Genomic DNA, 23,304 nt, shown 5'->3' with positions numbered 1-23,304 from the left:
CCGGACGTCCGGGTGGGGATCATCCTGCCCCGGGTCCGAACGGGACGGCAACCGCGCGCCAACCGTTCTGGACGCCGGTTCGAGCCGCCACCCCGACGCTCGGGGCACTGTCGGCCGCCGGGATCGGAGATGAACGTCTGTGCGCGTGCTGATCACGACGTGGAACTGGAACACCCTCTACTTCCCGCTGGTGCCGCTGGCCTGGTCCCTGCGGGCGCAGGGCCACGAGGTCGTCGTCGCCACCCAGCCGGGACTCGTCGGTACCGTGCGGCGCTCGGGCCTGCCCGCCGCCGCGGTGGGCGAGAGCGTGGACGCCGGCGCGATGATGGGGGGCTTCCTGCGCCGGCTCACCGACGCCGAAGGCGTGAACCCGCCGCACTGGCGGGACATGCACCGCCACGGCACCCTGAACTGCCGGCTCGGCGTGGCCGCCTGCTGGACGATGATGGACGGCCTGCTGGACTTCGCCCGGCGCTGGCGCCCGGACGTCGTGCTGTACGAGGCCTGGACCTACGCGGGCCCGATGGTGGCCGACCTGCTGGGCGTGCCGGCGATCCGGCACACCTGGGGCATCGACTACGCCGGGCTGTTCCGCGAGTTCGAAGCCGAGGCGCTCGCGGAGGTGCGGGCGCACTGGGGGCTCGACGAGGTCCCGTCGCTCACGGCCGTCAGCGTCGACCCCTGTCCGCCGCAGCTGCAGATCGCGTCCCCGGGCTCCCGGCTCCCGATGCAGTACGTGCCGTACAACGGCCCCGGCGTGCTGCCGGACTGGCTCCACCGGCCGAGCCGGCGCAAGCGCGTCTGCGTCTCCTGGGGAACGTCGTCGGGCCGGTTCGACCGCAAGATGGTGGTGACCGGCCAGGTGGTCCGCGCGGTCGCCGGGCTCGACGTCGAGGTCGTCGCCGCGGTGACCGCCGCGGACGCCGACCTGATCGGCGAGCTGCCCGCGAACGTCCGGGTGGTGTCCGGGATCCCGTTCAACGCCCTGCTGCCGCGGTGCGACCTGGTGATCTCGCACGCCGGGCTCGGCACGGTGATGACCGCGCTGGCGTCCGGCACCCCGCAGCTGCTGGTGCCCCAGATGACCGACACCACGCTCAACGCCGAACTCCTGGCGGAGAACGGCTGCGGCGAGTTCGTGCTGCCCTCGGACGCGACCGACGACGTCCTGCGCGAGAAGGCCGGCCGGATGCTCGGCGACCCGGCCTTCGCGGCGGCGACCGAGAGCGTGCGCGGCGCGATGCGGCAGCTGCCGACGCCCAACGAGATGGCTGCTCACCTGACCTCCGTTATGGTCTGAACCACTTCCCGGGAAGGTGCCGGTCACGGCCCGCTGGGGGAGGGAAGCGCGTGACCGGCACCGGGCTCACGGGTCAGCCGAACGTCATCGAACCGCCGCCGGCGGTTCCGGACCCGGCCACGACCGCTTTCGTGCCGATCGAGCTGCGAGCGGACATGACGCGGTTCCCTCCGGCTGGTCCGGCGAGGCGGACGATCTCCATTCTGGCCGGGTGCGCGTGGATCTTGCGAGGTGCTAACGATCGACTTCCCGGGTCCTTCGACCGGACGACACCCGCGGTCGCACGGTCGACCCACCCGCCCGGCCGGCCCACCCCCGGTCGACCAGGACTCCAACGAACCCGCCTACCTTGCTCACGACCTACACCGCGCTGGTTGACGGGGGGAGATCCGTGGGGAAGGACAACGCGGAGCGATCGGCACTCGCGTCCGTGCTCGAGGTGGCGTCGTCGTTGCTCGACGAGCCGGTCGCACCCGGCGACAACCTGTTCGACCTCGGCGCGACCTCGCTCATCGCGATCAAGCTGGCCAACCGGCTTTCGGTGCGCCACGACGTCGATCTGACGCCGGCGCGGGTGCTGCGTGCGCAGACGCCGGCGGCGATTGCGGCGGTCGTCGACGCCCTGCCCGTCCGGGAATCGGCCGGGACCGCCGAAGGCCGGTGGGAAAACGGGCTGCCACTGAGCCAGTTCATGGCCTACCGGGTCGCGCTGGACGACCCGCGCGACGACGCCCACCTGCTGCGCCGGCTCTACTGGCTGGAGGGCGAGCTCGACACCGGTGCGCTGGCCGCCGCCCTCGACGTCGTCACGTCCTGGCACGACGCGTTGCGCACGCGCATCCTCGACGGCCCGCGGCCGGTGGTGGACCCGCCCGGCTCGGTGGGTCCGGTGTGCACCGTCGGGACGGGCACGGCCGCGGACGCCCGCCGGTTCCTGCTCCGCGACTTCGACCTGGCGAACGAGATCCCGATCCGGGCCCGGCTCGGCGCGCTCGGCGACCGCCGCTTCCTGCTCGCGATCTCGGTGCACCACACCGCCTACGACGGCTGGTCGGAGCAGATCCTGCTGCGGGACCTCGCCACCGCCTACACCGCGCTGGCCGCCGGGGAGCGACCCGCCGAGCGACCGCCGACGTCGTACTACCGCGCCATCGCCGTCCAGGAAAGCCGGCAGGCCGCCGAGCAGCGCGGGGCCCGGCGTTATTGGCGGGAGCAGCTGGCCGGCGCCACGGCGTTGCCGTTCGGCGACGCCCGGGACGACGTGGGTCCGGGGGTCACGGTCCCGGTGCCCCTTCCCGCCGGGCGGAGCGCCACCGCCGCGGAACTGCTGGCCGCGTACGCCGGCGCGCTGCACGACGTCACCGGCGCTCGTGACGTACTGGTCAACGTGCCGGTGGCCGGGCGCTCGGTGCCCGAGGTCGAGAACGTCATCGGCTGCTTCCCGTGGGCGGCGGCCGTGCGGTTCCCGGACGCCGCCGCGCCGGCCGGCGAACTGGCCGAGACCGCGGCGGAGCGGCTGCGGGCCGCCCTCGCGTCCCCGCCGATGCCGATCGGCGCCTTCTACCAGCCGCCGACGGGGGAGACGCGTTCTCCGTTGCTGCAGGCCACGTTCGAGTTCCACGTTTACGCGGTGGCGACGCTCGACCTCCCCGGCGTGCGGTGCACGAGCCGTGAACGGCTGAGCGCGGCGAAAACGTGGCACGACGTGGCGCTGGAGGTCTGGCCGGAGCCCGAAGCCCACGCCCGGCTGCGGTACCGCACGGACGTGCTGAGCGCCGGCGAGGCCCGGCGGCTCGCCACGGCGTGGACGAGCCGGCTGCAGCTGCGCGACCTCGGTGTCGGCGCGGCCGCGCGCTGAGCCGTCCGCTCCGGAACCCGACAGGAGAGGATTCCCATGCCCGGTACGAGCATCGCGCACTGGACACGGCCGGCGCAGCCGCGGGCCCGGCTGGTCTGCCTGCCGTGGGCGGGCGGCGGGGCCGGGCCATTCCGCGAGTGGCGGCACCTGGTGCCGCCGGACACCGAACTGCTGGCCGTGCGCTGGCCCGGTCGCGAAAGCCGGCTCGACGAACCGCCGCACGCCGATCTGGCCGCGGCGGTTTCCAGCCTCGCGGACGACCTGCCCGCCCGGCCAGGGCTGCCGACGGTCCTGTTCGGACACTGCTCGGGCGGGCTGCTGGCCTTCGAGCTGGTCCGCGAGCTGCGGCGGCGCGGCGGGGAACTGCCCGGACGGCTCGTGGTCGCCTCCTGCGAAGCGCCCGGGCGGCTGACCGAACCCCGCCCGATCGGCGACCTCCGCACCGAGCTCGCCGGCAACGGCGTCACCGACCCGCGGATCCTGGACGATCCGGACCTGCTCGCCGTGCTCGCGCCGCCGGTGCTCGCGGACCTCGCGCTCAGCCGGTCCTACGTGTACTCCGGCGAGCCGCCGCTGCCGGTGCCGGTCACCGTCGTGGCCACCGAGGAGGACCTGGCGGCCACGCCCGCGCGGTGGACGGACTGGCAGCGCGAGACGACCTCGCCGCTGCGGCTGGCCGGCGTCCGCGCGCGGCAGCTCTTCCCGAACGGGGCCTGGTCCGAGCTGGCCGGCCTGGTCTCCGAGGAGCTGCCGTGCCCGCGTCGGTGATCGAGCAGATCGCGGACCGCGCGAAGGAGGCGCCCGGCGCGCTCGCGCTGGACTGCCGGGGCACCCGGGTGAGCTACGGCGAACTCGTGGCCCGCGTCGATGCGCTCGCCGCGACGCTCGACGTGACCCCGGGCCGGCGCGTCGCGGTCTGCGCACCCCGCGGCATCGAAGCGCTGATCGGGATACTGGCCGTGCTGCGGGCCCGCGGCGCCTTCGTCCCGATCGACGTCACCCTGCCCGAGGCCCGGATCGCCCACCAGGTCGAAGACTCCGGCGCCGTCGCCGTGCTGGCGAGCGCCGACCGGCCACCGGTGGCCGGGGTGCCGGTGGTGCCGCTCGCGCCCGCGACCCCCACCGGGCCGCTGCCTCCGTTTCCCGAACCGCGCGACTTGGCGTACGTCCTGTACACCTCGGGCTCGACCGGGAAACCCAAGGGCGTCGAGGTCGAGCACACCGGGCTCAGCAACTACGTCGGCTGGGCCGCGCGCACGCTTCCCCGCGCGGCGGCCGGGAGCGTCCTGCACTCGCCGCTGTCGTTCGACTTCTCCTTCACCAGCCTGTTCGTCCCGCTCGTCCGCGGTGAGTCGATCACGCTCCTGCCGGAGGACGCCGGGTTCGACGAGCTGCTGTCCGCGATGGAGCGTCCGCACGGCTTCGTCCGGCTCACGCCGACGCACCTGCGCCTCCTGCTGCCCGAGGCGCGCGGACGGCGGTTGCGCAGCGCCGCCTACGTCATCGGCGGGGAAGCCCTTCCGCCGGACCTGCTGCGGTCCTGGGCCGGGGTCGCGCCGGATGCCGTGCTGTACAACCACTACGGCCCGACCGAGGGCGTGGTCGGCCGCTGCGTGTTCGCGATCGACGCGGCCCGGGCGCGGTGCTGGCCGGACACGCCGGTGCCGATCGGCAAACCGATCGACGGCACCGAGATCCGGCTGCTCGACCCCGCCGGCGCCCCGGTCCCGGACGGCGCCACCGGCGAGATCTGGCTGGGCGGCACCGGGATCGCCCGCGGTTACCTCGGCCGTCCCGGCCTGACCGACGAGCGCTTCACCGACGGCGGTTACCGCACCGGCGACGCCGGACGGCGGCTGCCCTCGGGTGATCTCGTGTTCGCCGGCCGGCTCGACGACCAGGTCAAGATCCGCGGGTACCGGGTCGAGCCCGCGGAGGTCGAGATCGCGCTGGCCGGGCACCCGGCCGTGGCCCAGGCCGTCGTCACGGCCGAGACCGACCCGGCCGGCGACGTCCGGCTGGTCGCAACCGTGGTCCCGGACGGCCCACCACCGCCGGTGGCCGAGCTCCGCGGGTACCTCGCCGGCACGTTGCCCCCGTACTGCGTGCCCGCCGTGATCCGCACCGCCACCGCGCTGCCCGTCAACCGCCGCGGCAAGCTCGACCGCCGGGCCCTCGCCGCGCCGGTGTTCGAGGGGACGCGGGGTGAACGGCTGGCGGGGATCTGGCGGTTCCTGCTGGAGCTGGACGAAGTCGCCGAGGAGGACAACTTCTTCGACCTCGGCGGCACGTCGTTGCTGGCGGTCCGGGTCGCGGAGCTGGCCGCCGGTGCGGGGATCCCGCTCACCCCCACGGCCGTGCTGCGGCACCAGACCCTCGCCGCGCTGACGGCCCTGGCCGGCCCCGTGCCGCTGCGGGCCGGCGGCTCGGACGGGGTTTGAGCCATCTTCCACGAGCCGCTGGCACAGTGTGGCCGCCGTGGATCCGTGGAAAAGGTTTGGAGAGACCGTGAAAGGCATCATCCTCGCCGGCGGGACCGGCTCGAGACTGCACCCGATCACCCAGGCGACGTCGAAACAGCTGCTCCCCGTGTACGACAAGCCGATGATCTACTACCCGCTCTCGGTGCTGATGCTCGCGGGCATCACCGAAATCCTGCTGATCTCGACGCCCGAAGACCTTCCCAGCTACCGCCGGCTGCTCGGCGCCGGCGAGCAGTTCGGGCTGAACATCGAGTACGCGCTCCAGTACCAGCCGAACGGCCTCGCCGAGGCGTTCGTCATCGGCCGCCGGTTTGTCGGCGACGCCCAGGTCGCCCTGATCCTGGGCGACAACCTGTTCCACGGCCCGGGGTTCTCCGGTGTGCTGGAGCAGGCGAAGTCCGATTTGGACGGCTGTGTCCTCTTCGGCTACCGGGTGAAGGACGCACACCGCTACGGCGTGGCCGAGGTCGACGCGGCGGGAAACCTGCTGTCCCTGGAGGAAAAGCCGGCCCGCCCCCGGTCGGACCGGGCGGTCACCGGCTTGTACTTCTACGACAACGACGTGCTCGACATCGCCGCCTCCCTGAAGCCGTCCGCGCGCGGCGAACTGGAGATCACCGACGTCAACCGCCGCTACCTGCAGCAGCACCGCGCCCGGATGGTCGACCTCGGCCGGGGTTTCGCCTGGCTGGACACCGGCACCCACGACTCGCTGCTCGAGGCCGGTCAGTTCGTGCGCGTGATCGAAAACCGCACGGGTGTCCGCATCGCGTGCGTCGAGGAGATCGCCCTGCGCATGGGCTACATCGACGCCGCCCACTGCCACGCGCTGGGCGAGAAGCTCGCGAAGTCGAGCTACGGCGAATACGTGATGAGCGTGGCCGAATCGATGTCCGCGTCCTCCTGAACGCAGCGGAAAGACGTGATTCAGGTCATAATCAGTGATTCCTCGCCGTGTCCCGGCCATCCGGAGCTCGTCCGGACCGCGGTTTGCCGGTGAGCGGGAATGTGCGGACGCCGTGCCGGCACAGGTCGAACGCCCGGTCGATGACCGAGGCCTGATCCCGCCGGACGTCCTCGGCCCGGTCGCCGGACGCCAGGCGGTCCGCGGCCGTGGTGAAGATCGTGCTGATCGTCGTGACCAGCAGGCCCGCCACTGTCCGGGACCGGAGGGGATCGGCGGTCTCCCCGGTCAACAGCGCGGTCAGCGCGTCAGCTATCTCGCGTTCTTGGGAGTGGAGGCATTCTCTCAGTGCCGGGGTGGTTCGCAGGACCTTCCAGAAGCCGGGCACCGCGTCGGTGGTGGCCGACAGGAGGTGGCGTGCCGCCAGCAGCTCGTGTTGGTGACGGCGCAACGCTGTGGGCGTGGGTGTCCGAACGGCGCCTCGACGAGGCGGCCCGCACGTAGATCTCGCGGCGCAGTTCGGTGAGCCGGCCCGCGGCGGTGGCCTGATCGCATGTTCGAAGTGTTCGGCGCGACCGGGAGGCCCCCGGTCGACGAGGAAGGCCGGCACCGGCTGCCCGCGTGGTCGGTGACCGCGGATCGCGTCGACGGTCCCGGCGAGGCGGGACGGCGGGGGAGCGATGAAGCGGGCTGACGGCCGGGAGGACCTCGTCGACCTGGTCGTCCAGGCGGCCCCCGCCGGGATACCGCGCCGGTTGCAGGTGCGTCGGTCACGGATCGTGGACGGCCGGTTCAAGCTGGTGCGGGGCGACTGGTACGAGCACTTCGAGCTGGTCGCGGCCGAGGTGGCGCGGCCGACCGTGTTCCGCTGGACGATGCGGACCCCCATCGCCGGTGACTGACCGAGTTGCGGGGTGCCGTAGCCACGCAGCACCGGAGCCACCGCTCCGGGCAGCGACGCTACGATCGCCGGAATGGCGAACCTGCTGACCGCGGTCGAAGACACCGTCGACGTCGAGTACGGGCAGTTCGTGCTGCAGGAGATCCCGATGACCCGCAGCGCACTCGCCCTGCCCGTCCCCGGTGGCGACTGGCTCGCGGCCGGCGGGCCCGGCGGGCTGCTGCTGCACAGCGCCGGGACCGATCACCACCCCTCGGTCCGGCTCGAGCTGTGGGACGCCGAGCCGCCCGCCGCGTCCGGTGGCTGGGACCGGACCTCCGAGCTGGAGTGCGACCTGAGCGACCTGGTGCGGCTGCAGTCCGTCACGGCGATCCAGTCGCCCCGGGTGCTGGCGATCGCGAAGCCGGGCCCGCACCACGCCCGCGTCCACGCCGGCCGCCGCGCCGAGACGGCGGAACTCGGCGAAGGCTCCTTCGCCGAGGGCGTCGAGGGGTGGCTCATCCAGCTCTGGCCCGCCTGACCAGCCGCTCGGTGTCCTGTTCGGACCACGCGTACGCCTTGGGGCAGTGCGACTTGGTGGTCGGGTTCCGGTGCGGGCTCAGCCGGCGACCCGGTAGGCGGCGCCGCTCGCGTTCGGGGTGGTTCCGGTGTAGAGGCCGGTCGGGGTGGTCGACGTCGATAGCGAGAACCAGGCGTAGCGCTCGACGAACGACAACCCGTTCAGCATCGCCGTGGACCGGCTGACGAAGTCGGCCTGCTCCGCCGCGGACGGGTAGCGCGGGGTCGGGCCGGAGAAGTCGGTCAGCGCGTATTCGGTGACCCAGATCGGCCGGTGGTAGCGGTTGTACACCGCTTGCAGGTACGACTGCAGCTGCCCGGTGGCGGCGGTCGAAAAGTCGCCGCCGTACCAGTGCAGCGGGATGAAGTCGACGCGGTAGCCGCGCGCCGCCGCGCCGCTCATGAACCGGTCGAGCCAGCCACCGGGGGTGTCCCCGCCGTAGGCCACGGCCGGCGCGCCCAGCCGCAGGCCCGTCGCCTGCAGCTGCGGCCAGAGGTCGAGCGCGGTCTCGACGGACATCTCGGCTTGACCGGCCAGGTCGGGTTCGTTGAACGCGAGCAGGGTGTTCCCGGACGCCTTCGCCTGCTGCAACCGGTCCGGGGTGACGGAGTCGCGCCCCCAGATCATCGGCACGAACTCCGTCCCGGCCGGTGCGGTGATGCCCTGGGGGTCCGCGGCCCAGGTGTAGAACCACCGGGCGCCGACGTCGGCGAGTGCGGTGGTGACGCCGGAAAAGGCGGCCGCGCTGACACCCTTCTTGGTGCCGGCCGCGGTCGCCGGGGCGGCCGGCCCGCCGGCGACGACGGCGGCGGCGACGGTCACGACGAGCAGGAGTTTCCTGAGCTGGTTCATGCTCTACCTCCGGTGTTGCGCCGGGTCACGAGCGGACGAACGTCCAGGTCACCGGGATGTTGCCCAGGCCGGGGGGAACCGAATCCGTCCGCACCACAGGGGAAAGGACGGAAAATGCGCGGGACCACCAAGTCGCTCGCCACGCTGGCCACTGCCGCCGCGCTGGCACTGACGATGAGCGGTACGGCGTGGGCCGACATTCCCTTCGGCCACGCTCCGTGCCGCGCCAGATGGTACTGCGCCGCGCAATACCGCGCTATGACAGAAAATTGTCCGGACGACATTTGTTGTCAACGTTGACAACGGTCGCGCTGATGTCCATTTCGGAATCTGCTGAACAGCGCTTCCGTCATTCCGGAAAACATCGGCGGACTGGGTGTGGCCGTCGACCTCCGGCTCACACCGACGGGCTGTCGGTCGGCGAGCGGCTCCAGTCGAGGGCGGCGTGCCAGGCCGTGAGCAGCGCCTCGTCGTCGGCGTACGTCGGTGCGGACCCGAACGGGACCCAGGTCTCCCCGACCACGGTGCCCCCGTCGATGCGGTGGACGGTGATTCCCGCGTACCGGAGTTCCGCACGGCCGTGGCCGGTGGCGATCGAGACGAACCGGACGTCGTTCAGCAGCCGCACCTGCCTGTCCGGCATCGACCACGCTCCCTTCAGCTTCGACGTGGATATCGCGGCCCGCTCCTGTCGTGTCACATCATGCGGCTCAGAACACCCCGCTCGGGTGATTTTCGCCGCTGCGCCCGAGCTGGGGGACAAGGGCTTCGTCAGGCGTGGCCGGGGACCGACGCCCAGGCGCGAATGCCCAGGCCGGCCGCCTGCCCGCGGAGCCGCCCGTTCGGACGTTCCGCCACGGGACCCGGCCGCCGAGGATGGGGCCATGCGGGCACGGGTGCGCCGGCCGTCCGAGGAGCCGGCCAAGAGGCCGGCGGTGGTCGCCGCCCCGGCGATGGCGCCGGCCGCGGCTGTGGCCGGGGGCGTGCGGGCTGTCGAGTCGCTGGCCGCCCGGGCCGGGAACGCGGCGGTGGCCGCCTTCCTGGCCGTGCAGCGGATGGGTTCGGTCACCAGCGCGGAGACGCAGCTGGCCGCCGTGCAGGGCCAGGCCATGTTCGGGCTGCTGCCGGAGCTGGCGCTGCTGGCGCCCAGCGTTCTCGGCGACGAGGTGTCCGCCCGCCGGGTGGGCGGCGACCGGCTGGTCCTGGCCATCGAGGCGGTGCGCGCCAAAGGCAAGCAGAACTGGATCGACTTCGCTCGCGCGCGCAGCGGGCGGCTGGACAAACTGCCGGCCGACCAGGTCGCCGACATCGTCCATTACCTGGGGGCCCCCGACGGCGCCCGGTACTACACCCGGCAGTTCTTCAACCAGAATTACGACGGGGTGGTCGATCCGGTCAAGGGCGAAGTGCTGCTGGTGTTCAAGGTGCAGTTCTTCTTCGAAGAATCTCCGCGCGTCGACGTCGCCGCCGTGCGGGCCGGATTCCCGGCCGGGTTCGAACGGGCCGTCGAAGACACCTGGTCGGGCAAGGGGACCTGCCGGCTACCCGGTCCCGACGGTGTCCAGCGGCCGTTCACCACGAAGGTCGCGGTGGCGGTGGTCACCCAGGACCCGCACTACACGTTCCGGGTCAGCGTCATCCCGAAAGGCCGGGTCTCGGTGACCGACCGGGCCACCCGCAGCGGCGGCCTGGACTACCACGACAACGACCCGAGGTCCCGAGCCCAGGACTTCCCGGCCCCGGGCGGCCGGACCGTGCACACCGAAACCGAGCAGATCACCTCCGCGCACGAGGCCGGGCACGCCTTCGGGCTGGACCACGCGAACGGCACGGGCAACGACGCGAAGGACTACGCCGACCGGCCGGAACAGGCGCCCGACATCATGGGCCTCGGCAACAAGATCATGGTGCAGAGCAACCCCAAGGGACAGATCACGCACAACGACTTCGCCCCCTTCGAGGCCATCGCGGACCAGTGGCGCAGGGAGATGTACCCGGGAACGCTGGAAGCGCAGTGCCGCTGACCGCACGTCGGGGCGGTATCGAGCCGGACGCCGAGCGGGCAGGCGGGCCCTAGTCATCCCGCTTGAGCAGCGACAACAGGCGGCGCACCGGAGCCGGGACGGAGGGGTCGGCGGCCGCCAGCTCCTCGTGGCCGCCGTCGCGCCAGACTTCGATCCGGTAGCGGAAGCCGTCCGGGACCGGCGAGGGGGCGGCCTGGGCCGTGAAGTCGATCGCGGCGAGCGCCTCCCGCACCTCGGCCGCTCGTGCGGCCGGCAGGTCCGCCACGTCCACCTCAGTCGTCCTCGGCACCCCGGTGAAGCCGCCGCTGCGCGTGACCCGCACCTTCATCGCCGCTCCTGTTCGTTTGGCCGGGTGAAGCGGGGGAATTCTCCTCCTCGACCGCGCAGCCGGCGAGAGGACACCCCATGGCCGGACCCGCCGAGGCCGGCCGTCCCGCGGGACGGCCGGCGGACGAGTGCCTGGTGGTGGCCCTGTGCTGGGCGTGCGACCGGCCCCGGTACAAACGGGTGCCGCGGCGCAGCCGCCACCACCGGCACTTCGCCTGGTCGTGCCCCGACTGCGGGGTCGGCTGGGCGGGCCCCGGTGCCTCCGTCGACGCCGACCGGCCCGCAGCGCGCGTCAGATGATGCCGACGTCGTGGAACGCCGCCCGTACGGTCTGGGCGCCCTGCCGTTCGATGACGTCGTCCCTGGCCAGGATGCGGGCCATCTGGGCGCACACGTCGGCCGCGGCCGCGAAGTCGGCGGTCGGCCACAGCTTCTGCAGCGTGGCGTACCACAGCTTGGCCGCCGGGAACGTGCCGAGGTCGGTGGCGATCAGGTAGAAGACGCGGTTGATGATGCCGCTGTTGATGTGCGGGTCCCCGCCCGGGACGTACTGCGCCATGTTCGCCGCCTGCGGGTCCTTGCCCAGCACCGGGTCGTCGTAGGCGGTGCCGGGGTTCTTCATCGACCGGATGGCTTCGCCGTAGAGGCCGTCGGCCATCACGTCCTCGCCGATCAGCCAGTTGAAGGTGCCGGCGTTGAGGTTGTCCTTGAACTGCTCGACGCAGGCGCCGAAGATGTCGGACGTCGCTTCGTTCAGTGCGCCGGGCTGGTCGGTGTAGAGCAATCCGGCGGTGAACTGCGTGACGCCGTGGCTCAGTTCGTGGCCGATCACGTCGACGTCACCGGTGAAATCCTTGAAGATCGTGTCGTCGCCGTTGCCGAAGACCATTTCGGTGCCGTCCCAGAACGCATTGTCGAACTGGGTTCCGAAATTGACCTGCGCCTGCAGCGTCAGGCCGGCGTTGTCCAGCGAATCGCGCCCGAGCACGTCGCGGTAGAAATCGCGGGTGGCGCCGAGGCCGTCGTAGGCGAGGTTGGCGTTCTTCAGGCTCGTCGGTGGGTCGTCTTCGCCCCGGATCGGGGTCGTGCTGAGCTGCCACTGGTTGCCGTCGTCGAAGATCAGGCGGTCGCCCTTGCCTGCTTCCGAACGAACAAGTATCTTTCTGCATGACAGCTGCTCCTCGTGCGAATGAATCACACGCTCGGCCGTGGCAATTCAGCCGACTGTTCACAGCTCAGGTGTACCGCCGGAAACCGGGTCGATACCGCCGAAAAGCCGTGATGATTCATCGCCGCGTTCCGGCGATTTCCGACCGGACCGCAGCGGATTGGGCCACCGGGCAACTGTGTCCTGTGTGGATGGTCGATCTCGGCCCGCGGTGCCCGGCTTGCGCCGGCCCCGCACCGTGGCCCCGCCGCACCCGCACGGGCCGCGAACGCGGACCATGCGTGATCACGCCTGGCGGAGTGTGTTTACATGGCAGCTTCGGGGTCAGTCAGGTGACTGAGGCGGGGGACGGATGAGCAACCCACTGGTCGCGCAGACCAAGGACTCGACGACGGCGTACTCGGGCATCTCGCTGCTGGAGTCGGCGAACGACCTGAAGTCGGCCATCGAGAGCGGCGACTGGGCGTCCGTGGCGATGGGTGCCGTCGGCACGGCCCTGGACGCGCTGTCGATGGCGATGGACCCGTTCGGGGCGATCCTCGCCGCCGGGGTGGGCTGGCTGATGGAGCACGTCGGGCCGCTCAAGGAGGCGCTCAACGGGCTGACCGGCAACGCCGACGAGATCGCCGCGCAGTCCGAGACCTGGAAGAACATCGCCACCGAGCTGGGCAGCGTCGGCGAAGACCTGACCGCGATGGTCAAGGCCGACACGGTCTCCTGGACCGGCGCCGCCGCGGACACCTACCGGCAGCGGGCGCAGGACACCGTCACGCTGCTCGAGACCGCCCAGAAGGGCTGTGAAGGCGCCTCCAGCGGGGTGAAGACCGCCGGTGAGGTCGTGGCCGCCGTGCGCGCCCTCGTCCGGGACATCATCGCGGAGCTCATCGGCCACCTGATCAGCTGGGCCCTGCAGGTCGTGTTCACCCTGGGCATCGGGCTCACGTGGGTGGTACCGCAGGTGATCGGCGCGGTCGCGAAGACGGCGTCGAAGATCGCCGACCTGGTCAAGCGGCTGGTCACCGCGTTGAAGGCACTGATCCCGCTGTTGAAGCGGGCCGGGGACCTGTTCGGGGACGCGGCGAAGGCGTTGCGGAAGATCAAGCCGGGCAAGACCGCGCCGCCGCCGAAGCACGCCGACATCAAGAGCGGCCCGAAGGACATCGGCGGCCCGAAGGGCAAGGGCGGGGACGACTCCACCACGGCGGCCGGCGACCACTCGCCACCCAAGCACGACCCGCCGAAGAACGACCCGCCGCCCGCGAAGAACGACCCGCCCAAGAACGACCCGCCGCCGGTCTCGCGCGGCCTCGACGACCCGCCGGGCGGCGGCTCGACCAAGTCCGCCGGGGCGAAGGGCTCCGAGGGGTCGAAGGGACCGGACCGGAACACGTCCGAGACCAAGGAGCCGGGCTGCAAGGAGGGCAGCGGCGACCCGATCGACGTCCAGACCGGTGACGTCCTGGTCACCGAGAGCGACCTCGTCGTGCCGGGACCGCTCGGGCAGCTCATCGTCCGCAACCACGTCTCGTCCTACCGCGCCGGGCGCTGGTTCGGGACCTCCTGGGCGTCGCTGGTCGACGAGCGGCTGACCGTCGACCAGGGGACCGTCACCTACTACAGCGCCGACGCGATGATCCTGCGGTTCCCGGTGCCCGCGCCGGGCCGGACGGTCACCAACCCGCAGGGCCCGCTGCGCCGGCTGTACGCGCAGGGCACCGAATACGTCCTGGAAGACCCCACCCGCGGCACCCTGCGCCGGTTCGTCCCGGCCGAGGGGAACGCGGGCCTCCTCCTGCTCAAGGAGGTCCGCTCCGAGAGCGGGGGCTACACCGAGCTGGAGCACGACGCCGACGGCGCGCCCGCGCTGCTCACCCACTCCGGTGGCGCGCGGATCGCCTTCGACGTCGACGGCGGCCGGATCCGCGCGGCCCGGGCGCTGTCGGAAACGGGGGACGTCCTCGTCGCCCGCTACGACTACGACGAGCACGGGCACCTCAGCCTGCGCGCCAACTCCTCGCCGCGGCCCGCCCGCTACACCCACGACGCGGAAGGCCGGATCACCGGCTGGACCGACCACGTCGGCGCCTGGTACCGCTACGTCTACGACCAGCACGGCCGCTGCGTGCGGGGCGTCGGCGACCAGGGCTACCTCGACGCCGCGCTCGCCTACGCCGACCGGCGCACCACCGTGACCGACTCGTTCGGCAAGCAGACGGTGTACGAGTTCGACGAGGACGGCAACACGATCGCGCGGACCGACCGGCTCGGCGGCGTGACCCGCAGCGAGTGGGGGCCGCGCGACGTGCTGCTGTCCCGCACCGACCCGCTCGGCCGGCGCACCGAGTTCGAGCACGACGCCCAGGGACGGCTCGTCGCCGTGCTGCGGGCCGACGGGTCCCGGGTGGTGATCGCCGAGCGCAGCCACACCGAGCTGGTGATCGAGGTGACCGACGGCGAGCGCGTCTTCCAGCGCCGCTACACCGCGCCGAACCTGCCGGATCCCTACACCGACCCGCTCGGCGTCCACGCCGACCAGCACCTCGAGCAGGCCGGCGCCGCCGGACCCGAGCCGGACTTCGCCGTTCCGCGCGTCGAGGCCGACCTGTTCGGGCGGCCGCGGGCGATCGAGCACGCCGGCGGCCGGACCGCGTACGCGTGGACGGTCGAGGGGTCCCTGCGGGAAGTCCGCGCCCCGGACGGGACCCGGCGGCAGTGGACGTTCGACGGCCAGAACGCGGAGACGTCCCGCACCGACGAGCTGGGCCGGGTCGTGCGCACCGAAAACGGCCCGATGGGCACGATCACCGCCACGATCGACGCCACCGGTGCGCGCACCACCCACCGCTACGACACCGAGCTGCGGCTGGTCGGCGTGACCAACCCCGCCGGCCAGATCTGGCAGTACACCTACGACGCCGAAGACCGGCTGCTTTCCCAGACGGACTTCGCCGGCCGGGTCACCCGGTGCGAGTACGACGCCGCCGGGCAGCGGGTGCGGCTCACCGGCCCCGCCGGGCAGACCGTGGAATCGCGGTACGACCCGCTGGGCAACCTGACCGAGCGGATCACCCCGGCGGGCACCGAGACCTACCGCTACGACCCGGTCGGGCGGCTCGTGCACGCCACCGGTCCGGACGGCGTGCTCGAGCTGACGCACGACGCCGAGGGCCGCGTCACCCGGCAGACCACCCCGGCCGGGACCACGACGTTCAGCTACGCCCACGGGGAAAAGACCCGGCGCACCCCGTCCGGAGTGGACGTCCACTGGGGACAGACCCCGGACGGCGCCGAGGTGCTGCGGATCGCCGAAACCGAGCTGACCCTGCACCTCGACGCCGCCGGTCGCACGCTCGGCCTGTCCGCCGGGGCGAACCCGCTGCTCCGGCAGGAGTTCGACGTGGCGGGCCGGCTCGCCGCGCAGCACACGTCGGCCGGTGCGACGCGGTACCACCGGCGCCCGGACGGCAGCGTCGCCTTCCGGGAGGACCCGGCCGGGGGAGCGCGGTACGAGTTCGACGCCGCCGGCCGCGTCACCGCCGTCCTGCACCACGGCGGAGCCGAGCGCTACGCCTACGACGTGCTCGGCAACCTGGTCTCCTCCTCGCCGGGCACCGGTCCGGAGGCGGGCCCGCGCCAGTACGCCGGTGGCGTGCTCGCCGCGGCGGGTGCGGTGCGCTACGTCCACGACGCGCAGGGCCGGCTGGTCCAGCGGACCCTGCCCGCGCCGGACGGCACGGCCCTGATCTGGACGTTCGGCTGGGACGCCCACGACCACCTGGTCTCGGTGCGCACGCCGGACGGCACCCGGTGGCGCTACCGCTACGACGCGCTGGACCGGCGTACCGCCAAGGAACGCCTGACCACCGCGGGCGCGGTCGCCGAGCGCGTCGATTTCGCCTGGGACGGCACGAACCTGGTCGAAGCCCGGCACACCGCGGGCGGCGCGCCGGTGGAGACCCTGACCTGGATCCACCACCCCGACGAAGACCGGGTGGTGGCGCAGGCGCGCACCCTGCCCGACGGGCGGGTCGAGGTTTCCGCCGTGGTCACCGACGAGGTCGGCACCCCGACCGAGCTGGTCAGCCCGGACCACGGCACGGTCAGCCCGGTGCGGACGAGCCTGTGGGGCCTGACCGCGGCCGGCGTCCGCCCGCCGACCCCGCTGCGGTTCCCCGGGCAGTACCTCGACGCGGAGACCGGCCTGCACTACAACGTCTTCCGCTACTACGACCCGGCCAACGCCCGCTACATCTCGCCGGACCCGCTCGGCCTGACCCCGGCGTTGAACCCCGAGACCTACGTCGAGGACCCGTTCCTCGCCGCCGACCCGCTCGGCCTGACGCGCAACAGCGGCAGGGTCGTCAACTACGCCGACGACGCGACCGCGTACCTCGACGACGACGAGACGTTCGAGGCGGCAGCCCCGTGCAAGAAGGCCGCGAAGAAGCGCCCGAACCCCAATGGTGGCGTCGGCAACGGCGCGGCCGGATCCGGCTCCGCCACCAAGAAGCCCCGGACCGGCCGGTACGACCCGCCGCTGACCGGGGACGCCAACAAGTCGCACGGCGATTCCGGCCGCACGGTGATGGAAGGCGGCGGGAAGTCGGGTGGCGGCTCGATCGACGGCTCCGGCAAGGGGAAGTACCCCGGCGGCACCACGCCGGCGGGCAACCACCTCACCGACGTCAACGACCTCAACGCGACCAAGCACGCGAACTTCGACCCGCGCCTGCGGGCCGAGCTCGACAAGCTCCGCAACGACGACAAGGCCGGGTACAAGCCCGACACCGACGAGGGCTACTTCATCAAGGGACACCTGAAGAACAACGAGCTCGGCGGCTCCGGCACCGCGGACAACATGACCACGCTGTCCCGCAAGGCGAACTCCCAGATGTCGGGCAACTTCGAAAACAAGCTCAAGCAGGCCGACATCCGGGTCGGCCAGTTCAAGGACACCGTCAACCGCATGAGCGACGCGGAGCTGCAGCGGAAGATCAACCAGTGGGGGATGAACTCGACCCCGGCGGAGTTCCGCAAGCAGGCCAACGACCTCAAGGTGGACTACTCGGTCACGGCCAGCGACAACGTCAAGTGGAAGGACGCCGTCAACCCCGCCGAACGCGGCATCCGGGACCACGTCAAGCTCGACGCCGAGTACAAGGGCCTGACCCCCGACGTGCAGAAGTTCATCCAGCACAACAAGGAGGACAACTTCCTGCCGGAGTTCCCGCCGAAGGGAACGAAGCTGGACACGGTCAGCGGCGCGTTCGACCCGCCGATCAACTGGGGATCGAACCGGCCGATGCCCAACCTCGGCGAATAACGGCCGCCGAACCGGCACCGGGCAGGGTGGTATCGGCGAGTCCTGGTAGGTCCGTGGCCCGAAGATCATGCTGAAGCCGTGGAACGGGACGAACTCGCGGACTTCCTCCGGCGCCGGCGTGCGTCGCTCCGACCGGCGGACGCCGGGATCGCGGCCGGCGGCCGGCGCCGGACGCCGGGGTTGCGGCGGTGCGAGGTCGCCCAGCTCGCCGGCATGTCACCGGACTACTACGCCCGGCTGGAGCAGGGACGCGGTCCGCAGCCGTCGGTCGCGCTGCTCACCGCGCTGGTGCGCGCGCTGCGGCTGACGACCGACGAACGCGACCACCTCCTCCGCCTCGCCGGTCACCACGCGCCGCCTCGACCGGATGGAGACGAGCACGTCGGCCGCGGCCTCCGGCGGCTGCTGGCCGGGCTGGCGGGCCTGCCCGCGCTGGTCGCCTCCGATCTCAACGTCGTGCTCGCGCAGAACCCGATGGCGGACGCGCTGCTGGGTGCGCAGACGACGTTCCGCGGTCTCGCCCGCAGCTGCACCTACCGCTGGTTCACCGGCCCGGACCTGCGCGCGCGTTACCCCGCCGAGGACCACGAGCACGAAAGCCGCGCGCAGGTGGCGGACCTGCGGGCGACCCTCGCGGCCCGTCCCGCCGATCCCGCGGCGGTGACGCTGGTCGAGGCGTTGCGCGGGGAGAGCGAGGAGTTCGCCGGGCTCTGGGCCCGGCACGACGTCGCGGTCCGGCGCAGCGACCGCAAGCGCATCCTGCACCCCGCGGCCGGCCTGATCGAGCTCGACTTCGACGTCCTGGCCACCGCCCGGCAGGACCAGAGGCTGATCGTCTACTCACCGGCGCCGGGCAGCGCCGCGGTCGCCCAGCTGGAGCTGCTCGGCCAGGAACAGCTCACCCCTTGACCGGACGAGAGGAAGCCATGGTGTCCCTTCGGCCCATCGAATTGCGGCGGACCGCCACGCTCGGCGTTGCCGCCCTGCTCGCTGCCACCATCACCGCGCCGGACGCGCTCGCGCACCCCGCCCGCCTGGATGACGTGCGTGTTGCCGCCCGCTTCGACCGGTCCGCGGGCCAGGTCGCCGAGAGCATCGCGCCGGAGCCGGGCGGGGGTGCGGTCATCGGCATGATCCCCGCCCGCCAGGTGGTGCGCGTCGCGCCGGACGGGGCGGTCCGGGTGCTGGTCACCATGCCGCTGCCGCCCGGCGGCGGCGGAACGACTCCGGTCATCGGGACACCCGTGGTCACCGGGGTCGCCCGGTCGGACCGCGGCGACGTGTACTTCCTCTATACCTCGGGCCGGGGCGGGCTGACCGGGATCTGGCAGCTCCGTCCCGCCGGGGTGCCCCGGCTCGTCGTGCCGTTGCCCGCCGACACGATGCCGAACGCGTTGGTCATCGACGGCGAGCGGAACCGCTTCCTGGTCACGGACTCCACCGGCGGGCGCATCTGGCAGGCCCCGCTGGGTGGTGGCGCGGCCGCCGTGTGGTCGGCGGACCCGGCACTGGCGCCCGGCGGCTTCTTCGGCGCCAACGGCCTGAAGGTCCACGACGGCGCCGTGTGGGCGAGCAACTCCGACCGCGGCACCATCGTCCGCATCCCGGTGGCGGCGAACGGCGGCGCCGGCCGCGCCCGGGTCCGGGCCGCGGGACTGCCCGGCATCGACGACTTCGACTTCACCGGCCGGGGCACCGAGATCCTCGCCGCGATCAACCAGTCGAGCGAGCTGGTGCGAGTCGGCCCGGACGGCTCCCGGCAGACGTTGCTCGACGCGGAGGACGGCATGGAAGGGACCACCGCCGTCGCCGTTCGCGGGAACCGGGTCTACGTCACCAACGGCGCCAACCTGGCCGCGAACCACCCGCACCTCCTGCTCGCGCGACTGTGGCCGTGACCGCCGCGCTGGTCAGGCCGCGGCCTCCGGCAGATCGGCCAGGTCGAGCACGAAGCGGTAGCGGACGTCGTTGCGCCGCAACCGGTCGAGGGCTTCGTTCACCCGCGCCGAAGGGAGCACTTCGACGTCGGCGGTGACGCCGTGCTCGGCGCAGAAGGCCAGCATGGCGGCGGTCGCCGGACGGCCGCCGCTGCCGGCCGAGGTCAGCTTCTTGCGGCCCACGAGCAGATCCATCGTGCGGACGGTGACGAGTCCGAGGTGGCCCAGCTGGCTGAGGGTCCCGTCCACGGCGACGAGCCCGAGGTAGGGACCGAGGTCGTGCGGTGCGGAGATGGTGTCGATCACGACGTCGAACCGGTCACGGGCGGCGGCCAGCTGCTCCGCGTCCGTGGAGACGACCACGTCCTCGGCGCCCAGCCGGCGGGCGTCGGCGGCTTTGCCCGCGGTCCGGCTGATGACGGTCGTCTCCGCACCGAGCGCGACGGCGAACTTGACGGCGAGGTGCCCGAGGCCGCCGAGACCGGCGACCGCGACCCGCGTGCCCTTCCCGACGTCGAGGCTGCGCAACGGCTCCCACACGGTGATCCCGGCGCAGAGCAGCGGCGCCGCGGCCGCCGGATCCAGCCCGGCGGGCAGGGGGTAGGCGAACCGGTCGCGGACGACGTACTCGCGGGCGTACCCGCCCGAGGTCGTCGAGCCGTCACGGCGGTCGGTGCCGCCGTAGGTCAAGGTGGGGAACTCGCGGCAGAAGTTCTCCTGGCCGGCGGCGCACATGACGCAGGCACCACACGAGTCGACGATGTTGCCGACGGCGACCGGGTCACCGGCGGCGAACGCCGTGACCGCGGAGCCCACCTCGGTCACGACCCCGGTGAACTCGTGGCCCGGCACGAGCAGGCCCTCGGTGTGAGCGTCGAGGGAATGGAGGTCGGTGTGGCAGACCCCGCAGTAGCCGACCCGGACCGCGATGTCGTCCGGGCGCAGGTTCCGCCGGGGAACCCGCACCTGCCGGAGCACGGTGGTGTCGCCGTCCGCGCCCCATCCCGTGGTCATCCGCATGTCTTCTCCTTTGGCAAACAGACTGTTCGGTCTATTTGACCGTAGCCGAGGTGCCGCGGAGGAGCAAACCAACTGTTCTGTTTGATAAGCTCACCCGATGGCCGACCCGACGACTGCCCGCGGCACCGCCACTCGCGACCGCATCCTCGAGGCGGCGACCCGGGAGTTCGCCGAGTACGGCATCGCGGGCGCCCGCATCGACCGCATCGTGAGCGCGGCACGGACCAACAAGGCCCAGCTCTACGCCTACTTCGGCAACAAGGACGCGCTGTTCGACGCGATCTTCTTCGCTTCGCTGGAACGGATCGTGAACGTCGTCCCGATCGACGCCACCGACCTGGCGGACTGGGCCGTGCGCCTCTACGACGAGTACCTGCGCCGCCCGGATTTGATCCGCTTGGCCACGTGGGCGCGCCTGGAGCGGCGCCCGGCCGGTTACCTGGTCGCGGAGGCCGACCGGCTCGACGACGAAAAGCTGCGCGCGATCGCGGCGGCGCAGGCGGACGGGCTGGTGCGGCCGGGTGATCCGTTCGACGTGATGGCGGTGGTGATCGCGATGTCGATGGCGTGGTCACCGGTCAGCAACGTGTACGCGGCGACGGCGGACGAACCCCGGGAGAGGCACGACGAACGCCGCGCCCTGCTGCGGGAGACTGTCCGACGAGCGGTGATGACGGGCTGAGACCCCGTCCCGAGGAACCGGTGGGTGGGTGCGACGCACCCTTCTCGACCGCCGGGCGCGTGCCTACCGTCGTGGCATGGACGAGAACCGTGAGATCGCGGACCTGCACCGGCGGTGGGTGTTCGGCTGGGAGCGCACCGAAGGAGATCCGCCGTTCGACTTCCGGCGCACCTTCGGCGAGTTCTACGACTTCGGCTCCGCGGACGTGCGCCTCTACGACGACTTCGACCCGCAGCAGCGGGTGGCGTCGAGCGCCGCCGGGTACGGGGAGATCTGGGAACCGGCGTTCCGGAAGCTGGTGTCGGTCCAGCACGTCGTCGACGACGGCCCGCACGTGGTCACCGGCGGCGAGCTGGCCGCGTCCACGCTGCGGTTCGTCGCGCGGATCACCACCCCCGACGCCGTCACGGACATCCGGACCACGACCTCGCTGGTCTGGCGCCGGACACCGGCCGGCTGGCGAATCATCCGGGAACACAACTCGAGCCGGGTCCTGACCGCCGCCGGCAGCGAGTGACCGATCGGCTTGCCGTGCTGGATCGGGTGGTGCGGCGCTCGGCGCGCAACGCGATGCGGAGGTTGAGCCGCTCGCCGGGGTCGTCGAGGTGTGGTCTGCGGGTGACCGGCGGGCTTGTGGCGAAGCCATTCGGCTCCGGCTGGTCAGGCGGTTCGCCGCGCTGGTTCGGCTGGTGCGGTGAGGATGCGCTCGGCGCGCAATGCGATGCGGAGGTTGAGTCGCTCGGCGGGGTCCGGCCAGGCGTGGTCTGCGGGTGATCGGTGGGCTTGTGGCGAAGCCATTCGGCTCCTGCTGGTCAGGCGGTTCGCCGCGCTGATTCGGGCGACGCCGCCAGGACGCGTTCGGCGCGCAATGCGATGCGCAGGTTGAGCCGCTCGCCGGGGTCGTCGAGGCGCGGCCCGAACAGGGCGCGCAACCGACGCAGCCGATTGCGCGCGGTCTGCGGGTGAATGCCGAGCCGGGCCGCAACCTCAGGCGCGCCGCCACGCGCGTCGAGGGCCGCCGCGAGGGTCTCGGCGAGCCTGCTGCGCGCCGTGCCCGATACGTCCGACAGCGGCTCGAGGCTGCGGGCGGCGAGCGCGCCGGTCAGCAGCTCGTCCGCGGCCAGCCAGTGCGTGGTCAGGTGCTCGGGCCAGCGGACGAGGCGGTCGCCCGGGAGGATGCCGCGGCTCTGCAGCTCCCACGCCCGGCGGGCCCAGTGCAACGAGGTGGCCGCTTCGGCCGGCGGGACCGCCGGGCCCGTCGCCGCCGGGCCGTGGCCCAGGTACCGCGCCGGGTCGGCGTCCGCCGGGAGCAGTACGTACGGCGGCTCGGCGGCCGGGTCGGCCAGCATTCCGGAGGCCGGTTGTGCGACGCGCAGGCCGGCCGCCACCACCACGGCCACCACCCGCTCGGGCGGGGTCCACTTCGCCCGAACGGCCAGCTCGGTCCACGGCCGGCCGGCCAGCAGTTCGCGCAGCAGGTCCCGGCGCAGGTCCGCGGCGGACCGCGGTTGCGCGGCCCGGAACCCCTCGGTGGACAGCCGGATCAGGACGTCCACGCACCGCAGCAGCGCGTCCACGCCGCCGGCGAGGACGCCCGGGTGCGCCCGGCGGCCGAGTTCGGCCAGGAGCGGGAGGGCGCCCCGGCCGGCCGCCTGGTACGCGCGGGAGAGCCGGTCGAGCTCGCCGCCCGCCTCGGCGCCGGCACGGCGGAAAGCGCCCGCGCCGGCGGCGATCCCGGTCCGGGCGCCGCCGAGCAACGCGGCCACGAACTCCGTGGCGCTCGCGTCGAACAGCGCGGCGTGCTCGGGGACGGCGTGCCGGATGCCCGCGACGACCGCGCGGGCCACGACCGCCTCGGCGCCGCGGGGCAGGGGCTGGGGGATGGTCATCGTCGACCTCCGGAGTCGCTGGGAGCGCCCGAGTCTGGTGCGCGGGACCCGCGGGCCGCGTCGAGGAAAAGACGTAT

Annotated in this window: 22 protein-coding genes; 15 read left to right on the top strand and 7 right to left on the bottom strand. The window is 72.6% G+C overall.

Features of this window, described 5'->3' with window-relative positions:
- Positions 1-139: 139 nt before the first annotated feature.
- From ACLJPY_RS00730 to rfbA, 5 genes are all read left to right on the top strand, one after another.
- Positions 140-1,300, top strand: a complete 1,161-nt coding sequence (locus ACLJPY_RS00730) for a nucleotide disphospho-sugar-binding domain-containing protein (RefSeq protein WP_410585993.1) — start codon at positions 140-142, stop codon at positions 1,298-1,300.
- Positions 1,301-1,691: 391 nt separating this feature from the next.
- Entirely contained in the window at positions 1,692-3,158 is a 1,467-nt protein-coding gene (locus ACLJPY_RS00725; RefSeq protein WP_410585992.1) for a condensation domain-containing protein, read from the top strand.
- A 36-nt stretch (positions 3,159-3,194) separates the two neighbouring features.
- Positions 3,195-3,926: a thioesterase II family protein gene (locus ACLJPY_RS00720; RefSeq protein ID WP_410585991.1), complete on the top strand. Its 732-nt coding sequence runs from the start codon at positions 3,195-3,197 to the stop codon at positions 3,924-3,926.
- Positions 3,911-5,599 (top strand): non-ribosomal peptide synthetase, encoded by a 1,689-nt coding sequence (locus ACLJPY_RS00715; protein ID WP_410585990.1) that lies wholly within the window; start codon positions 3,911-3,913, stop codon positions 5,597-5,599. The genes ACLJPY_RS00720 and ACLJPY_RS00715 overlap by 16 nt, the downstream gene beginning before the upstream one ends.
- A gap of 67 nt (positions 5,600-5,666) precedes the next feature.
- Positions 5,667-6,548, top strand: a complete 882-nt coding sequence (rfbA, locus tag ACLJPY_RS00710; RefSeq protein ID WP_410585989.1) for a glucose-1-phosphate thymidylyltransferase RfbA — start codon at positions 5,667-5,669, stop codon at positions 6,546-6,548.
- A gap of 31 nt (positions 6,549-6,579) precedes the next feature.
- Here rfbA and ACLJPY_RS00705 read toward each other — a convergent pair whose 3' ends face one another.
- A complete protein-coding gene (locus ACLJPY_RS00705) occupies positions 6,580-6,996 on the bottom strand; it encodes a hypothetical protein (protein ID WP_410585988.1) in 417 nt (138 codons plus the stop codon).
- Between the two features lie 102 nt (positions 6,997-7,098).
- Between ACLJPY_RS00705 and ACLJPY_RS00700 the strand changes: the two genes are divergently transcribed.
- The 3 genes from ACLJPY_RS00700 (at position 7,099) to ACLJPY_RS00690 (ending at position 7,966) form a co-directional block, all read left to right on the top strand.
- On the top strand, positions 7,099-7,239 hold the full coding sequence (locus ACLJPY_RS00700; protein WP_410585987.1) for a hypothetical protein: 141 nt from the start codon (positions 7,099-7,101) through the stop codon (positions 7,237-7,239).
- Complete coding sequence (locus ACLJPY_RS00695) at positions 7,226-7,447, top strand: DUF5988 family protein (protein WP_410585986.1); 222 nt, start codon at positions 7,226-7,228, stop codon at positions 7,445-7,447. Before ACLJPY_RS00700 ends, ACLJPY_RS00695 begins: the two co-directional genes overlap by 14 nt.
- 72 nt (positions 7,448-7,519) lie before the next feature.
- Entirely contained in the window at positions 7,520-7,966 is a 447-nt protein-coding gene (locus tag ACLJPY_RS00690; RefSeq protein WP_410585985.1) for a hypothetical protein, read from the top strand.
- A gap of 78 nt (positions 7,967-8,044) precedes the next feature.
- Here the strand turns inward: ACLJPY_RS00690 and ACLJPY_RS00685 are convergent, their stop codons facing one another.
- Together ACLJPY_RS00685 and ACLJPY_RS00680 are read right to left on the bottom strand one after the other, a co-directional pair.
- Positions 8,045-8,857, bottom strand: coding sequence for a glycoside hydrolase family protein (locus ACLJPY_RS00685; RefSeq protein WP_410585984.1), 813 nt, complete (start codon positions 8,855-8,857; stop codon positions 8,045-8,047).
- A 397-nt stretch (positions 8,858-9,254) separates the two neighbouring features.
- On the bottom strand, positions 9,255-9,500 hold the full coding sequence (locus tag ACLJPY_RS00680; RefSeq protein WP_410585983.1) for a hypothetical protein: 246 nt from the start codon (positions 9,498-9,500) through the stop codon (positions 9,255-9,257).
- Positions 9,501-9,741: 241 nt separating this feature from the next.
- Here ACLJPY_RS00680 and ACLJPY_RS00675 point away from each other — a divergent pair, with 241 nt between their 5' ends.
- A complete protein-coding gene (locus ACLJPY_RS00675; RefSeq protein WP_410585982.1) occupies positions 9,742-10,881 on the top strand; it encodes a hypothetical protein in 1,140 nt (379 codons plus the stop codon).
- A gap of 49 nt (positions 10,882-10,930) precedes the next feature.
- Here the strand turns inward: ACLJPY_RS00675 and ACLJPY_RS00670 are convergent, their stop codons facing one another.
- Positions 10,931-11,209, bottom strand: a complete 279-nt coding sequence (locus tag ACLJPY_RS00670; RefSeq protein ID WP_410585981.1) for a protealysin inhibitor emfourin — start codon at positions 11,207-11,209, stop codon at positions 10,931-10,933.
- Positions 11,210-11,286: 77 nt separating this feature from the next.
- Here ACLJPY_RS00670 and ACLJPY_RS00665 point away from each other — a divergent pair, with 77 nt between their 5' ends.
- Positions 11,287-11,508: a hypothetical protein gene (locus tag ACLJPY_RS00665; RefSeq protein WP_410585980.1), complete on the top strand. Its 222-nt coding sequence runs from the start codon at positions 11,287-11,289 to the stop codon at positions 11,506-11,508.
- Here ACLJPY_RS00665 and ACLJPY_RS00660 read toward each other — a convergent pair.
- Positions 11,501-12,406 carry a M4 family metallopeptidase gene (locus ACLJPY_RS00660; RefSeq protein ID WP_410585979.1) on the bottom strand — a complete coding sequence of 302 codons (906 nt, stop codon included), beginning with the start codon at positions 12,404-12,406 and terminating at the stop codon, positions 11,501-11,503. The genes ACLJPY_RS00665 and ACLJPY_RS00660 overlap by 8 nt on opposite strands.
- Positions 12,407-12,728: 322 nt before the next feature.
- Between ACLJPY_RS00660 and ACLJPY_RS00655 the strand changes: the two genes are divergently transcribed.
- The 3 genes from ACLJPY_RS00655 to ACLJPY_RS00645 all read left to right on the top strand — a co-directional run bounded on the left by ACLJPY_RS00655 (position 12,729) and on the right by ACLJPY_RS00645 (position 19,597).
- Entirely contained in the window at positions 12,729-17,699 is a 4,971-nt protein-coding gene (locus tag ACLJPY_RS00655) for an RHS repeat-associated core domain-containing protein (RefSeq protein WP_410585978.1), read from the top strand.
- 78 nt (positions 17,700-17,777) lie between these two features.
- On the top strand, positions 17,778-18,608 hold the full coding sequence (locus ACLJPY_RS00650) for a helix-turn-helix transcriptional regulator (protein WP_410585977.1): 831 nt from the start codon (positions 17,778-17,780) through the stop codon (positions 18,606-18,608).
- 20 nt (positions 18,609-18,628) lie between these two features.
- Positions 18,629-19,597 (top strand): hypothetical protein, encoded by a 969-nt coding sequence (locus tag ACLJPY_RS00645; RefSeq protein WP_410585976.1) that lies wholly within the window; start codon positions 18,629-18,631, stop codon positions 19,595-19,597.
- Between the two features lie 12 nt (positions 19,598-19,609).
- Here ACLJPY_RS00645 and ACLJPY_RS00640 read toward each other — a convergent pair whose 3' ends face one another.
- The gene (locus ACLJPY_RS00640) at positions 19,610-20,650 is read right to left on the bottom strand and encodes an NAD(P)-dependent alcohol dehydrogenase (protein ID WP_410585975.1); all 1,041 of its coding nucleotides are present in this window, start codon (positions 20,648-20,650) and stop codon (positions 19,610-19,612) included.
- Positions 20,651-20,753: 103 nt separating this feature from the next.
- Here ACLJPY_RS00640 and ACLJPY_RS00635 point away from each other — a divergent pair, with 103 nt between their 5' ends.
- Both ACLJPY_RS00635 and ACLJPY_RS00630 read left to right on the top strand, forming a co-directional pair.
- Entirely contained in the window at positions 20,754-21,338 is a 585-nt protein-coding gene (locus ACLJPY_RS00635; protein ID WP_410585974.1) for a TetR family transcriptional regulator, read from the top strand.
- 76 nt (positions 21,339-21,414) lie between these two features.
- Positions 21,415-21,855, top strand: coding sequence for a YybH family protein (locus tag ACLJPY_RS00630; protein WP_410585973.1), 441 nt, complete (start codon positions 21,415-21,417; stop codon positions 21,853-21,855).
- 295 nt (positions 21,856-22,150) lie between these two features.
- Here ACLJPY_RS00630 and ACLJPY_RS00625 read toward each other — a convergent pair whose 3' ends face one another.
- On the bottom strand, positions 22,151-23,227 hold the full coding sequence (locus ACLJPY_RS00625) for a helix-turn-helix domain-containing protein (RefSeq protein WP_410585972.1): 1,077 nt from the start codon (positions 23,225-23,227) through the stop codon (positions 22,151-22,153).
- Positions 23,228-23,304: the final 77 nt, after the last annotated feature.

It is taken from the genome of Amycolatopsis sp. lyj-23 (assembly GCF_046549135.1).
Classification (GTDB): Bacteria; Actinomycetota; Actinomycetes; order Mycobacteriales; family Pseudonocardiaceae; genus Amycolatopsis.
The sequence above is the reverse complement of the archived record's forward strand: the minus strand, read 5'-3'. Positions and strand labels throughout refer to the sequence as shown.